Below are 13342 nucleotides of genomic sequence, written 5' to 3' on the forward strand. Positions count from 1 at the left end.
CGCGCGGCGCCCGCCGGCGTGGTCGTGCCCGACGTCCGCGAGCGCCTCGCCGACCTGGACGACGGCGACTTCGCCCGCGGCGCGCACGACGAGCGCGTCGCCGCGCAGCGGGCGCGGCTCGCCCTGCCCCCGCTGCCCACCACGACGATCGGCTCGTTCCCGCAGACCCCCGAGATCCGCACCGCACGCGCGGCGTGGGCGAAGGGCGAGCTCGACGACGCCGCGTACACGGCGGCGATGCGGGCGGAGGTCGAGCGCGTCGTCCGGCTGCAGGAGGACCTCGGCCTCGACGTGCTGGTGCACGGCGAGCCGGAGCGCAACGACATGGTGCAGTACTTCGCGGAGCAGCTCGACGGGTTCGCGACGACGTCCCTCGGCTGGGTGCAGTCGTACGGGTCGCGGTGCGTGCGCCCGCCGATCCTGTGGGGAGACGTGACGCGCCCGCGGCCGATGACGGTCGAGTGGTCGTCGTACGCCCAGTCCCTCACGGACCAGCCGGTCAAGGGCATGCTCACCGGGCCCGTCACGATCCTGGCCTGGTCGTTCGTGCGCGACGACCAGCCGCTCGGCGACACCGCGAACCAGGTGGCCCTCGCCCTGCGCGACGAGGTGGCCGACCTCGAGGCCGCGGGGATCGCCGTCGTGCAGGTGGACGAGCCGGCGCTGCGCGAGCTGCTGCCGCTGCGCCGGGCCGACCAGGACGACTACCTGCGATGGTCGGTCGGCTCGTTCCGGCTGGCGACGGCCGGCGCCGCCCCGGCGACGCAGGTACACACGCATCTGTGCTACTCGGAGTTCGGCGAGGTCGTGGGCGCGATCGACGGGCTCGACGCCGACGTGACCTCGGTCGAGGCGGCCCGCTCGCGCATGGAGATCGTGCCGGAGCTGGCCGACGCCGGATACGCGCGCGGCATCGGTCCGGGCGTCTACGACATCCACTCCCCGCGCGTGCCGTCCGCCGAGGAGGTCACCGAGCTGCTGACGCTGGCGGTGAAGTCGATCGACCCGTCCCTGGTGTGGGTCAACCCGGACTGCGGGCTCAAGACGCGTCGGTACGCCGAGGTGGAGCCGGCCCTGGCGCACCTGGTCGCCGCCGCCCGCGAGGTGCGCGCCACCCTCTGACAGTGATGTCTTCGCCGCCGAACACGGGGTTGACGTCGTTATCGAGTCCCGTAACGACGCCAACCCCGTGTTCGGCACCGTGGCAGGGCGGGGTGACGGAATTCTCGTCGACCCGGGCGACGGTCCCGTGGCACCATGGACGGGCCGGTCGCGCCCCCGGAGGCGCGAACGGACCAAGTTTTCAGACGTGAGACTTCACGAGCGAGGAGCGGGCGATGCGCGGCGTCGCAGGGAGCGGGGTGGGCCACCAGGCCTGCTCGGGCAGTCCCGCCTGCCCCGTCGTCGTCCGCCGCTGATCGGTTCAGCAGGCCGGGCGATGCGGGGCTTCGTCATGCCCACCGTCACCCGGCCCGACGGCGCGACCACGCCCCGTCGTCCCCGGCGACGTCCTCGCTCACCGAAAGCAGTACCCCAATGAACCCCCTCACCGAGCAGCAGCTCCGCGACTCCCTCGTCAACGCCACCCGCAGCGAGCGGCAGCGCATGATCGTCCCCGACCTCGCCGAGCTCGCCTGGGACCGCCTCGACTACCTCGGCTGGCGCGACCGCAAGCAGCCCCTCTCCGCATACGCCGTCACGTGGATCGACGACGCCCCCGTCGGAGTGCTGCTGCGCGCCGCCGAGCGCACCGGACCGCGCCGCGCCGCCATGTGCGCGTGGTGCGAGGACGTCGTCGAGACCCGCGACGTGCAGCTCTACGTCGCCAAGCGCGGCGGCGCCGCCGGCCGCAAGGGCGACACGATCGGCACGCTGATCTGCACGGACTTCGGCTGCTCGCGCAACGCCCGACGTCGTCCCACGCTCGCCGAGGCAGGGCGGGACGACGACGCCGTCCGCGCCGCGATCGTCGAGCGGCGCGTGGCCGGCCTGCGCGAGCGCGCCCGCCGGTTCCTCGACGAGGTCCGCAGCACGGCCTGACCCAGGCCGCACGTCGCCGAACAGGCGGTTGACACCGCCATATCGCGGGATCAGGCCCCGATAGCGGTGCCAACCGCCTGTTCGGCAGTAGGCAGTAGGCAGTAGGCAGTGGGCGCGCGGCTCTACCGGTAGAAGCCCTCGCGGAGGTTGATGCCGTGCTCGAGCCACACCTTGAGCGCGGCGAGCATCCCCGTCCAGCCCTCGCAGTTGCCGAACGCGTGCTTCGCGCCGTCGGGCGTGGGCCGCCACGACGACTCGGTGATGGTGACGAGGGTGCGGGTGTCGTCGTCGACGGGCTCGAACTCGAAGGTCGTCGTGGTCGCCCCGGAGTCGCCGCTGGTCTCCTCGCCGGCCCACCGGACGACGATGCGCCGGGGAGCGTCCGCCTCCACGACGGTCACCGGGAAGCGCCCGGGGAAGTCGGCGAAGTCCCAGGTGACGTCGGCGCCGGGCTCGAGCCTCCCGCGGGCGCCGCCGGTCGTGAAGTAGCGGGACAGCTGGTCGGGGTCGGCGACGGCCTCGTAGACGTCGCGGCACGGGCGCGAGACGCGGCCCGAGACCGTGAAGGTCAGCTCGGTGAGTGCCTGCTTCTCATTCATGTTGTATTTTTATCACATGATTCCGGAGGGCTCCAGGGCGGGGCAGACAGAGACCGACGACGACCTGGTGTTCAAGGCCCTGGCCTCACCCGTGCGGCGGCGGATGCTCGACGCGCTCAAGGAGTCCACCCGCACGACGGGCGAGCTCTGCGACCGTTTCCCGGGGCTGGACCGCACCACGGTGCTGCAGCACCTGCGGGTGCTCGAGCGGGCCGACCTCGTGATCGGCCGCAAGGTCGGGCGGGAGCGGCACCTCGCGCTCGCCCCGCTGCCGATCAAGCGCATCCATGACCGGTGGATCGGCGAGTACGCCCGCGCCGCCGTCGACCTGCTGGACCGCCTCGACGAGCCGTCGACCATGCGGAACCACCAGGCCGAACATGCCGATGGTCCGGGATTCAGGTCGTGAATCCCGGACCAACCGCATGTTCGGCGGGGAACGCCAGGCGCGGGGGGTCAGCCGCGCTCGTGCGCGCCGATCATCGGCAGCCCGAAGGCCAGGCCGACGGCGAGGATGCCGCCGACGACCATGTAGGGATCCAGGGTCGGGTTGCCGCCGGAGGCGCCAGAGCCGAACAGCACGATGCCGCCCAGGAAGAGCACGAACGCGCCGATGAAGCGGCCGAGGGCGGCACCGGTGGGCTCGGACTTGACGCGCGGGTTGACCTGGAAGTCGCTCATGCTCCGAGGATAGGCCGCTCGCCGCGAGCGCGGCCAACCCCCACCTGTCACGCCGGGGCGCCGGCCGGTGTCTTCATGTCACGACCGAGCACCAGGAGGAGACATGACGACGCCCACCACCCGCGTCCCCCCGATCGAGATCACCGGCCCTCTCGGATGGCTGGTGAAGACGATGAGCCGCCGCCTGATGGGCGAGGTCCCGGAGTCGGCCGGGGTGCTCTGGCACCACCCGGCGGTGTTCAAGGACCTCATGGGCCTCGGCCGAAGGTCCGAGAAGTGGGGCAAGCTCGACGCGAACCTGTCGACCTACGCCAGCATGGCCGCCGCCGCAGAGGTCGGGTGCAGCTTCTGCCTGGACCTGCACTACTTCATGACCCGCCACAAGGGTCTCGACGAAGCGAAGGCCCGTGAGGTGCCGCGCTGGCGCACCTCCGACGTCTTCACCCCCATCGAGAGGCGGGTCATGGAGTACGCGGAGGCGATGTGCCGGACCCCGGTGGCGGTCACCGACGAGCTGTCCGCCGCGCTGCTCGACGAGCTCGGCCCCGCGGCCCTCGTCGAGCTCACCACCAAGGTCGGGCTGATGAACGCCACCGCCCGCTCGAACATCGCCCTGGGCATCCGCTCGCAGGAGTTCTCGGCGTCGTGCGGCCTGCCGCCGCTCACCGCCCGCCAGGCAGTCTCGCCGGCGACCACCCGGGCCGACGACGCCGTGCACCCGGTGGCAGGGTGAACGCATGAGCGACGACCCGTTCGTCACCCACCGCAGCCTGCTGTTCACGGTCGCGTACGAGATGCTCGGCTCGGCCGCCGACGCCGAGGACGTGGTGCAGGAGACCTGGCTGCGGTGGGCCGACGTCGAACGGACCCAGGTGCGCGACCCGCGCGCCTACCTGGTCCGCGTCGTCACCCGGCAGGCGCTGAACCGGATGCGCACGCTCTCCCGGCGCCGCGAGGACTACGTGGGCGAGTGGCTCCCCGAACCGCTGCTGACCAGCCCGGACGTGGCCGAGGACGTGGAGCTGGCCGAGAGCGTCTCGATCGCGATGCTCACCGTGCTGGAGACGCTCGCCCCCACCGAGCGCGCCGTCTTCGTGCTGCGGGAGGTCTTCGACGTCCCGTACGACGAGATCGGCGAGGCCGTCGGCAAGACGCCGGTGGCCGTGCGGCAGGTCGCGCGGCGAGCGCGGGACCATGTGGCCGCGCGACGCCCCAGGATGGAGGTGGACCGAGCCGAGCAGGAGCAGGTCGTGGGCCGGTTCCTGGCGGCCGTCACCACCGGAGACGTGCAGGCCCTCATGGACGTGCTCGCACCCGACGTCGTCGCGATCGCCGACGGCGGCGGCTTCGTCCGCGGCGCCGCGCGCCGTCCTGTGCGGGGCGCCGAGCGGCTGGCCGTCGCCCTGCTCCGGGGGATCGCGTCGGTGAGCCCGGACCGCCTCACGATCGCGCCGCTGTGGCTCAACGGTGCGCCGGGCGTGCGGATCGACGTCGAGGGAGAGGTCACCGTCGCCCTCAGCGTCACCGTCAGCGGCGGGCGGGTCACCCGGATCTTCGGTATCAGCAACCCGCACAAGCTGGCCCGGCTCGACGCCGAGGCCGCCCTGGCCCGGTGAGGCCGGGTCGACGCCGCGCACGCCGGCCCCGCTCAGCGCCGCACGCGCACCGTCAGCTCCCTGCTGCGGGTCTGGCCCGCGTCGTTGGTCAGCACGGCCACGTACCGGTAGACGCCGGGCGCGCGCCCGGTGACCGCCGTCGTGGCGGACTGCGCCTCTCCCCCGGTGCCGGGCACGAGCGGCTGCCGGTCGATCTCGGCCCCGTCCTCGTACAGCACGTAGCCGGTGGCCTGCGTGCCCCACCACTTGTTCATCGTGACGGCGTACGTCCCGTCGCCCGCCGTGCCGTCGGAGGTGTCGTCGTACGACAGCGTCGGCGTGCCCGGGTTGGCGTCGGTGACGCGGACGGTGTGCTCGTTCGCGCAGGGCGTGGTGCCGGCCGCGTTGACCAGCTCGCACGTGTAGACGTACGCGCCGTTCCGTTTGCCCGTGACCGGGACGGCGACGCGCTGGGCGTCGGTGCCGCCGTGCGTGAGCCGCTCGGTGTGGATCAGCTCGCCGTCCTCGAACAGCCGCATGCTCGTGGCGTTCTCGCCCCACCAGAGGTCGACCAGCACGCGGTAGTCGCCGTCGCGCAGGCCGGTGTCCCAGCCGTTGTCGTCGCTGATCCGCGCCTCGCCGGGGGCGCCGGCGGGCACGAGCACCTCCAGCGCGCCGACGACGCCGTTCACCTCGACCTGCACGGTCGCGCGCCCGGGAGCGACGGCGGTCACGGCGTGCGTGTCCGGGTCGAGCGCCAGCACGGCACCCGACGGCGCGTCCTCGGCCGCGCCCACGAAGACGCGGTCGCCGCCCCAGCGGGACGAGACCGGCCACTCGACCGGCACCTCGCGGATGTCGTCCTGCGTGACCAGGGCGCTCAGGGCGCCCGACGTCCCGACGGCGAGCTCCTCGGGCCCAGAGACGGCGACCGACCCCGCCCGCGCGTTGACCTCCCAGGAGAACCAGGCGCGCGGGTCGCCGTCGCCCGCCTCGGCCGATGACGACGGGTCGAGACCCACCATCGACCACCCGGTGAAGCCGCCGTCGTCGGGCGTGCTCGCCGGGCTCTTGCCCGAGTTGCCGTTGACGACGTACGGCACGCCGTCCGCGGTGCTCGCGTGGAAGGCCCCGACGTGCGACCCCACCGAGGCGATCGGTTTGCCCGAGGCCTCCCGGAAGTCCTCGAACCAGCCGCGCAGCGTCTCGGCCTCGAGCCGGTCCGTGAGCTGCGACGCCTTCGTGGGCAGAGGGTCGTCGAGCGGGTGGTGGAAGAAGGTCACGACGCCGGTCACGACGTCGTCGGACGCCGCGTCGTCCAGGGCGTCGCGCAGTGCGCGCACCTGCGCGAAGTCCGCGCCGAGGCGGCCGGCGGACGAGTCGAGCATGACGAGCCGCGTCACGCCGCCGTCCCCTGACGGGTCGGGCACGTCGACCACGTGCGTGCGCTCCCCGAACTCCGCCTCGAAGTTCTCGATCGACCCGCCCATGACCTCGTGGTTGCCCGGCACGTAGTACCAGGGGAAGTCGGCGTCGGCGAGCTCCTCGTCGAGGATCTGGCGCGCCAGGTCGAAGTCGGCGGGCGACGCCTCGTCGACCAGGTCGCCGTTGATGACCAGCAGGTCCGGGTCCTCGGCGACGATCTCCGACAGCGCCTGCCGCGCGCCGGCGACCGCTCCGGACCCGGGGTTGGCGGCGACGAACTGCGCGTCGGACATCACGGCGACCCGCAGCGGGGCGTCGTCCGTCGCGTCCTCGTCGACCACGACCGGGTCCTCGACGTCCGCCACCTGGGGCACCTCGACGTCCGGCGGCACGTGCGCGCGGACGTCGGAGATCACGAGCTCGCCGGCGTACTGCGCCGCCGCCCGCGTCTCGAGCGCCCGTACCCGCTGCACGACCAGCGGGAACTGCACGCCCTCGGGCACGGCGAACTCGACCTGGCGCCAGCCGTCCCACGAGACCGTCGGGCCGTCGAGGTTGGTCGTGACGCCGTTGCCCTGCCGCACCTGCAGCCGCAGCCACGCCCCGTTCTCGTCGCCGTCCACCCACATCGTGACCTTGCGCGGCTGGCCCGGGATCTCGCGGCCGCCGTCCGGCACGACGGCGTACTGGCCGCGCGTGGCCGTGGACCGCGTGAAGTCGTAGGTCATCCGGAGCCCGGCGGCGCCGTCGTGGCCCGCGGCGGGGGCGACGGAGCCGCCCGGGGCGCGGTCGTTCGCGGACGTCCACCGTGCGGCGTCCGCGAAGTCGGCGACCTGCACCTCGTCCAGGGAGACGGCCACCGCGACGTCGACGCTCAGGCCGGCGGCCGTCAGGGTGAAGCTCGCGGCACCCGACCCCTGCAGCGCCCGCACGGTGAACGACCCGTCCGCCGCGGGCTCCAGCGCCGCGACGCCCTGGCCCCCGGTGACCTCGACGTCGCGCGCCTCGACCGGCGCGGACCAGCCGTCGGCGTCGTGCCCGACGACCGTGAGCGAGGCCGTCTGCTCGGCGTCCGCCAGCGTGACGACCGGCTCGGCGACGCTGAGCCGGACCGGCTCGCCCAGCACCGTGACCTCCGCGGCGCCGCTCGCGACGCCGCCGGCGGTGGGGGTGGCCGCGCGGACCGTGGCGGTGCCGGCCGCGGCGCCCGTGACGACGCCCGAGCCGTCGTCGGCGCGGGACACGCCCGCGACGGCGGGATCCGTCGTGGTCCAGCCCTCGGGCGCCGTGTCGACGGCGGCCATGGTCTCGTCGTAACCCTTGGCCGCCAGCGTGCGGTGCAGGCCGGGGAAGACGCGCAGCGCGTCGGAGGCCGGGGCCTCGCCGGTGGGCACCTCGGCCCGCACGTCGTAGCCGTGCACCACGCCCGAGCCCGCGGCGGTGAACAGGCCGAGGCCGTTGGCGTCGTTCCGCTCGGCGCCGTCGGACGGGCTGTTGAGCACGCTCGTCCCGGCGTCGCCGGGCAGCCGCGCGACCATCGCCGTCGAGCCGCCGCCGTCGAGGTTGAGAGCGTCGTGGGCGCCGACCTGGCTCAGCAGCCGGCCGAGCTCGGGCAGCGACGCGCCGATGCTGTGCGACTGCCGCCCGTCGACCACGACCAGGTAGGCGGTGCGGCCGGTCTCGTCGAAGCCGATGGCGGTGCGCGGGTGCCGCAGCCGCGCGAAGTCGCTGGTCGCGGACGTGACCTCGCCGTCGTCGAGCAGCCAGTCGTCGGGGTCGCCGCCGATGGCGGTGGCCACCTCGCCGGCGTCGTCGCGCAGGCCGTAGGTCAGGGTGACGGCGTCGCCGGTGGCGAGCGCCGCGAGCGCGTCGGCCGCGGCGCCGGGCCGGGCGACGACGGCGCGGACGTCCCCGGGCAGGCGCCCCTCGCCCGGGGCGCCCACGGCGACCACGGTGCCGGTCGTGGCGTCGGCGCCGTCCAGACGGACCTGCACCTCGACCCCCTGCTCCCCCGCGCCGAGCGGGCGGGCGCGCGTGAAGTCGCCCCAGGCGGAGTCGAAGACGGCGACGCCGCCGGCGGGCACGCCCGAGACGTTGAGGCCGTCGACGGCGAGCTCCCGTTGCCCCCCGACGGCGGGCACCGTGACCGTGCCCGCCAGGAACAGCTCGGCGAGCCGGCCCATCCCGGTCCGGTCGAACGCGACCGCCTTCTCGCGGCCGGGCGTCGCGGACTTCAGCAGGGTGCCGTCGTCCACGCCCACGCCGAGGGCGGCGCCCGAGTTGTTGATGTCGAAGAAGTCGCCGTTCACGGCGGCGACCGCGCCGCTGTCGGCGGCCATCTCGCTCACGGTCGCGTTGCCGGCGACCGCGTCCGGGCCGAGGTAGCCGGCGCGCGGACCGCCGTCGGCCCCGAGGTGGGCGACCAGCACCTCCCCGCTGAGCCAGCCGTCCTGCGACAGCCGGGCGAACTCGGTGAGCTCCAGCCCGGGGGCGATCAGCCGCTCAGTGCGCTCGGTGACGATCGCCGCGCCGTCGTCGTCCAGCGGCAGGTCGGCGACGTCGTCGGCGAGGGTCGTCGTGGGCGACGCGGCGGCGGCCGCGGCCGCGACCGGGAGGTCCGGGTCCCCGGGCGGGGCGGCCGCGGCGGTCGCCGGGGTGGCGAGGGCGAGGCCGAGCAGGGCGGCAAGCCCCGCGGTGGCGGTCGTGCGTCGGGCGGGTGGCAGAGCTCGGCTCATCGGGATCCTCCGCAAGTCGACCGGGAGCGTGCGCCGTTGCAGGCTCCCGGCCCCAGGTTGCCATCAACTTTCAGGATGTCAACCAGCAGGGAAACTTCTGTACATCCTCTGCGGTCAGCGGGGGGACCGCAGGCGGTCGACCAGGCGTGCCCTGCTCGCCGAGACGCGCGACCAGACGGCGTCCTGCACCGCGAGGGTGAGCCACCCGGCCACCGCCATGCCCGTGAGGTTGACGACCAGCTGGAGCACGCTGCCGACGATCTCGTGCCCGACGCCGAACGCGATGCCGAGGGCGATGTTCGCGGCGGCCGGGATGGTCGTCACCGAGATGAAGACGCCGGACAGCCCGCCGACCCGGGACGAGGTGAGCGCGAGAACGCCCGCCGCGGCGGCGATGAGGGCGACGACGAACGACCACCGGTCCGGCGTGTAGATGAACCCGGTGTCCGGCCGGGCGGCGGTGACGTCGGCGACGGTCACCCAGCCGAGCGCGCGGGCGACCAGCGCGGCGACCGTCGTCACGGCGATGCCGACGGCGAACCCGAGGCCGAGGGTGCGCAGCGACCGCTGGAGCAGCCCCCACCGACGGCGCACCAGCGCGACCCCGAGCGCGGCGATGGCGCCGAACTCCGGCCCGATCACCATCGCCCCAATGACCAGGATCTGGGAGTCCAGGACGATCGCGACGCCGGCGATCAGGGTGGCGAGGGTGACCAGGCTCAGGAACGTCCAGCTGGCCTCGGAGTCCTCGTACGCCTGCTGGGTGACGTCGGCCCACACCACCGTGTCGGCCCCGCTGCCGGGGCTGAGCCGCTGCGCGGCGAGCCCGCGGTCGGACGTCCACGCCCGCACCGGCTCGAGCTGGAGGCTGCCCTCGCGCTGCACGCCGAGCTCGCGGAGCCGGTCCACGAGGTGGTTGGCCGCCTCCCGGGCGACGCTCGCCGTGACGACGTCGCCGTCCGGCAGCAGCGAGGCGCCGCGGACGACGGAGAGCTCGCTCACCGCCGGGTCGCCGGCGAGGGCGTCGAGCACCGCGGACGTGAGCCCGGACGGTGACGAGATGCGTAGACGAAGCATGGTCCGCACGTGTCGTGGTGACGGTGCCGCGGGTCAGAGCGCGACGTCGGACACGGTCAGGTCCGCGAGGCAGGGAACGGCCACCACGTCACCCCAGCCGAGGTCCTCGGGCAGGCGCACCGGGTCGTGCCCCGACTCCCGGTACGCCGACCTGACGGCCCAGCGCGCGAGGCGGTCCGTGTGGTGCCCCAGGGCCCGCGCGTGCTCGACCCGGACGGCCCCGTGCGACAGGTCGGCGTCGACCCACACCTGCCGGGGAGTCCGGCCCAGGCGCGGGACGACGACGTCGACGTGGACGAGGAGCACGCAGCCCTTCGTCCTGCCGGTCACGACGATCGGCGTCTCGCCCGATGCCGCGACGGCGGCGAGCGACAGGCCGTCGACCCAGACGTCGTCGCTCGTGAAGGTGGTCCGCGCGGGCCACGACGCCGACTCGGAGGACCACGCGCCGGCCGACCGGCGTCGGCGGGCGATCAGGACGGGGATCCGCGCGCGGATGGTCGGCGATGTCATGCCTCCTTCCTACGTCGCGGCGGGCTGCTCGAGCGCCGGCCTTGACGAGACCCGTACGGCGCGGGGCCGGGTCCTGACGGCTCCCGTACGGCGGGAACCCACCTGACCGCCGTTCGACGCGCGTGAGCGGCCGACGTCGTCCACCGTGGGGAGATGGACCGTCGCCGCTCCTCGCACCGCCGCCCCGCCGCCCTCCTGTCCGCTCTCGCGCTGGCCGCGACCACCGTCGTCGTCGGCACCACCGCCGCGACGTCCGCGAGCGCCGCGCCCCGCGACGAGGACAAGGTCCCCACCGCCGTCGGGTACGGCGGCGCGATCAGCACCGTCGACCCGTCGGCCAGCCGCGTCGGGCTGGACGTGCTGCGCAAGGGCGGCAACGCCGTCGACGCCGCGGTCGCGGCCGCCGCCGCGCTCGGCGTGACCGAGCCGTACAGCGCGGGGGTCGGCGGCGGCGGGTACTTCGTATACCACGACGGCCGCAGCGGGCGGGTGCACACCATCGACGGCCGCGAGACCGCGCCGGCGGACATGCCGCGCGACGCCTTCATCGACCCGGCGACCGGGGCCCCCTACCGGTTCACGCCCGAACTCGTGACGAGCGGCGTGTCCGTCGGGACGCCGGGCACGCCCGCGACCTGGGAGGTCGCGCTGGAGCGCTGGGGCACCTACTCGCTGAAGAAGGCCCTCAAGCCGGCGACGAAGCTCGCGCAGCGAGGGTTCGTCGTCGACCAGACGTTCCACGACCAGACGGCGGACAACGCCGAGCGGTTCGCCGCGTTCCCCGAGACGGCCGACCTGTTCCTGCCCGGCGGGGCTCCCCCGGCCGTGGGCACCGTCTTCCGCAACCGCGACCTCGCCGACACGTACCGGCTGCTGGCCAAGCGCGGCACGGACGCCTTCTACGGCGGCGCCCTCGCCGAGGACATCGTCGACGTCGTCCAGGACCCGCAGACCGACCCCGGCACCGACCTGCCCGTGCCGCCCGGGTACCTCTCCGAGGAGGACCTGGCCGGCTACGAGGCGCTGGTGCAGGCCCCGACGCGCTCGGACTACCGCGGCTACGAGATCTACGGCATGGCGCCGTCGTCCAGCGGCGGCTCCACCGTGGGCGAGGCGCTGAACATCCTCGAGACGTTCGACCTCCCGGGCATGTCCGACACCGACTACCTGCACCACTACCTCGAGGCCAGCGCGCTGGCGTTCGCCGACCGCAGCGTGTACCTCGGCGACGCGGCCTACGTCGACGTGCCGCTGCGCACGCTGCTCTCCGACGACTTCGCCGCCGAGCGCGCGTGCCTGGTCGACCCGACGGCGGCGGCGCCCAAGCCCGTCCTGCCCGGCGACGTCGACGCCGACGACGGCGCGTGCGGCGAGACGGTCGCGCCCGTCGAGTCCGACACCGAGAACGTCTCGACGACCAACCTCACCGTCGTGGACCGGTGGGGGAACGTCGTCGAGTACACGCTGACCATCGAGCAGACCGGCGGGTCGGGCATGGTCGTGCCGGGCCGCGGGTTCCTGCTCAACAACGAACTCACGGACTTCTCGACCGTGTGGGACGCCGACGACCCGAACCGCATCGAGCCGGGCAAGCGCCCGCGGTCGTCGATGTCCCCGACCATCGTGCTGCGCGACGGCGAGCCGGTGCTCGCGCTCGGCTCCCCCGGCGGCTCCACGATCATCACCACCGTGCTGCAGACGCTGACCAACCACCTCGACCGCGGGATGGACATCGGTGCGGCGCTGGCCGCGCCGCGCGCCACGCAGCGCAACACGGCGAACGTCATCGCCGAGCCGGAGTTCATCGACGCCTACGGGCCCGCGCTCGAGGCGTACGGGCACACGCTCGTGGCGTCGGGCGACCAGTTCACGTCCGCGGCCGAGATCGGCGCCGCGACGGCCGTGCAGATCGGCGACGACGGCCTGCTCACGGCGGTGTCCGAGCCGCGCCGCCGCGGGGGCGGCGCGGCCATGGTGGTGCGGCCGGTCAGGCCGTGACGACGGGCGTGGCCGCCCCGGCCAGGACGGCCGGCAGGTCGGCCACGCTGTCGACGACGTGCGTGTGCGGCGCGGCCTCGAGCACCGCGCGCGGCACGCCCCCGCTGAGCACCCCGACCACGAGGCGGGCGCCGGCGTTCGTGCCGGCCTCGAGATCCAGGACGGTGTCGCCGACCGTGAGCACGCGACGGACGTCCGTGACCCCGGTGCGCTCCATCGCCCGGTGCACCAGGTACGGCGCGGGGCGGCCGGCGGGCACGTCGTCCGTGGTCACGACCGCGTCGACCACGCCGTCGGTCCAGCCCAGCCGCTCGAGGATCAGCCCGGTGACGTCCGCGGAGAAGCCCGTGGTCAGGGCGATCCGCGCCCCCCGCTCGCGCAGGGCGACGAACGCGTCGAGCACCCCCGGCATCGCGGTGGGCGGGGTCGCGTCGTAGGCCTCGCGCAGCAGTCGTTCGAAGTCGGCGAACGCCGGCTCGACGGCGGACGGGTCACCCCCGAGCTCCAGCAGGGCGCGGATGGCGGTGCGCTTGTCGGCGCCCATCCATCGGGCGACGTCGGCGACGTCCGCGGAGCTGCCGTGCCCGCGCACGGCGTCGTGCAGCGCGCGGTAGACGGCGCTGCCCTCCTCCACGGTGGTGCCGGCGATGTCCAGGGCGGCGAGGTCGATCACGAGGGG

11 protein-coding genes and 1 pseudogene are annotated in these 13342 nt (G+C 74.3%); 6 read left to right on the top strand and 6 right to left on the bottom strand.

The annotated features are described in order from the left end of the window. A pseudogene (gene metE, locus ABD254_RS09005) lies at positions 1–1122 on the top strand (5-methyltetrahydropteroyltriglutamate--homocysteine S-methyltransferase); the annotation flags it as partial. Positions 1123–1536: 414 nt separating this feature from the next. Further along, a complete protein-coding gene (locus ABD254_RS09010) occupies positions 1537–2040 on the top strand; it encodes an FBP domain-containing protein (protein WP_344247724.1) in 504 nt (167 codons plus the stop codon). 122 nt (positions 2041–2162) lie between these two features. Here the strand turns inward: ABD254_RS09010 and ABD254_RS09015 are convergent, their stop codons facing one another. Continuing rightward, entirely contained in the window at positions 2163–2639 is a 477-nt protein-coding gene (locus ABD254_RS09015) for an SRPBCC family protein (protein ID WP_344247726.1), read from the bottom strand. A 16-nt stretch (positions 2640–2655) separates the two neighbouring features. On the opposite strand from ABD254_RS09015, the gene ABD254_RS09020 reads away from it, so the two are divergent. Further along, complete coding sequence (locus ABD254_RS09020; RefSeq protein ID WP_344247728.1) at positions 2656–3048, top strand: ArsR/SmtB family transcription factor; 393 nt, start codon at positions 2656–2658, stop codon at positions 3046–3048. A gap of 47 nt (positions 3049–3095) precedes the next feature. On the opposite strand, the gene ABD254_RS09025 is transcribed toward ABD254_RS09020, so the two are convergent. Next, positions 3096–3320, bottom strand: a complete 225-nt coding sequence (locus ABD254_RS09025) for a hypothetical protein (RefSeq protein ID WP_344247730.1) — start codon at positions 3318–3320, stop codon at positions 3096–3098. Positions 3321–3423: 103 nt separating this feature from the next. Between ABD254_RS09025 and ABD254_RS09030 the strand changes: the two genes are divergently transcribed. Together ABD254_RS09030 and ABD254_RS09035 are read left to right on the top strand one after the other, a co-directional pair. Further along, positions 3424–4053, top strand: coding sequence for a carboxymuconolactone decarboxylase family protein (locus ABD254_RS09030; protein WP_344247732.1), 630 nt, complete (start codon positions 3424–3426; stop codon positions 4051–4053). Positions 4054–4057: 4 nt separating this feature from the next. After that, positions 4058–4936 (top strand): RNA polymerase sigma-70 factor, encoded by an 879-nt coding sequence (locus ABD254_RS09035; protein WP_344247734.1) that lies wholly within the window; start codon positions 4058–4060, stop codon positions 4934–4936. Between the two features lie 32 nt (positions 4937–4968). Here ABD254_RS09035 and ABD254_RS09040 read toward each other — a convergent pair whose 3' ends face one another. The 3 genes from ABD254_RS09040 to ABD254_RS09050 form a co-directional block, all read right to left on the bottom strand. Continuing rightward, entirely contained in the window at positions 4969–9075 is a 4107-nt protein-coding gene (locus ABD254_RS09040; RefSeq protein ID WP_344247736.1) for a phosphodiester glycosidase family protein, read from the bottom strand. Between the two features lie 114 nt (positions 9076–9189). After that, positions 9190–10152, bottom strand: a complete 963-nt coding sequence (locus ABD254_RS09045; protein WP_344247738.1) for a DUF389 domain-containing protein — start codon at positions 10150–10152, stop codon at positions 9190–9192. 33 nt (positions 10153–10185) lie between these two features. Beyond that, the gene (locus ABD254_RS09050) at positions 10186–10665 is read right to left on the bottom strand and encodes a hypothetical protein (protein ID WP_344247740.1); all 480 of its coding nucleotides are present in this window, start codon (positions 10663–10665) and stop codon (positions 10186–10188) included. Between the two features lie 153 nt (positions 10666–10818). Between ABD254_RS09050 and ggt the strand changes: the two genes are divergently transcribed. Continuing rightward, a complete protein-coding gene (gene ggt, locus ABD254_RS09055) occupies positions 10819–12663 on the top strand; it encodes a gamma-glutamyltransferase (protein WP_344247742.1) in 1845 nt (614 codons plus the stop codon). Here the strand turns inward: ggt and ABD254_RS09060 are convergent. After that, on the bottom strand, positions 12653–13336 hold the full coding sequence (locus tag ABD254_RS09060; RefSeq protein ID WP_344247744.1) for a phosphonatase-like hydrolase: 684 nt from the start codon (positions 13334–13336) through the stop codon (positions 12653–12655). The genes ggt and ABD254_RS09060 overlap by 11 nt on opposite strands. Between the last annotated feature and the right edge of the window lie 6 nt (positions 13337–13342).

Source organism: Isoptericola hypogeus, from assembly GCF_039531145.1.
GTDB classification, from domain to species: Bacteria; Actinomycetota; Actinomycetes; order Actinomycetales; family Cellulomonadaceae; genus Isoptericola; species Isoptericola hypogeus.

Excerpts from the sequence above, each read along its gene's own strand:
- ABD254_RS09040 (WP_344247736.1), bottom strand. The coding sequence starts at position 9,075 with ATGAGCCGAGCTCTGCCACCCGCCCGACGCACGACCGCCACCGCGGGG.
- ABD254_RS09050 (WP_344247740.1), bottom strand. The coding sequence starts at position 10,665 with ATGACATCGCCGACCATCCGCGCGCGGATCCCCGTCCTGATCGCCCGC.
- ABD254_RS09010 (WP_344247724.1), top strand. The coding sequence starts at position 1,537 with ATGAACCCCCTCACCGAGCAGCAGCTCCGCGACTCCCTCGTCAACGCC.
- ABD254_RS09045 (WP_344247738.1), bottom strand. The coding sequence starts at position 10,152 with ATGCTTCGTCTACGCATCTCGTCACCGTCCGGGCTCACGTCCGCGGTG.
- ABD254_RS09025 (WP_344247730.1), bottom strand. The coding sequence starts at position 3,320 with ATGAGCGACTTCCAGGTCAACCCGCGCGTCAAGTCCGAGCCCACCGGT.
- ABD254_RS09020 (WP_344247728.1), top strand. The coding sequence starts at position 2,656 with ATGATTCCGGAGGGCTCCAGGGCGGGGCAGACAGAGACCGACGACGAC.
- ggt (WP_344247742.1), top strand. The coding sequence starts at position 10,819 with ATGGACCGTCGCCGCTCCTCGCACCGCCGCCCCGCCGCCCTCCTGTCC.
- ABD254_RS09015 (WP_344247726.1), bottom strand. The coding sequence starts at position 2,639 with ATGAATGAGAAGCAGGCACTCACCGAGCTGACCTTCACGGTCTCGGGC.
- ABD254_RS09030 (WP_344247732.1), top strand. The coding sequence starts at position 3,424 with ATGACGACGCCCACCACCCGCGTCCCCCCGATCGAGATCACCGGCCCT.
- ABD254_RS09035 (WP_344247734.1), top strand. The coding sequence starts at position 4,058 with ATGAGCGACGACCCGTTCGTCACCCACCGCAGCCTGCTGTTCACGGTC.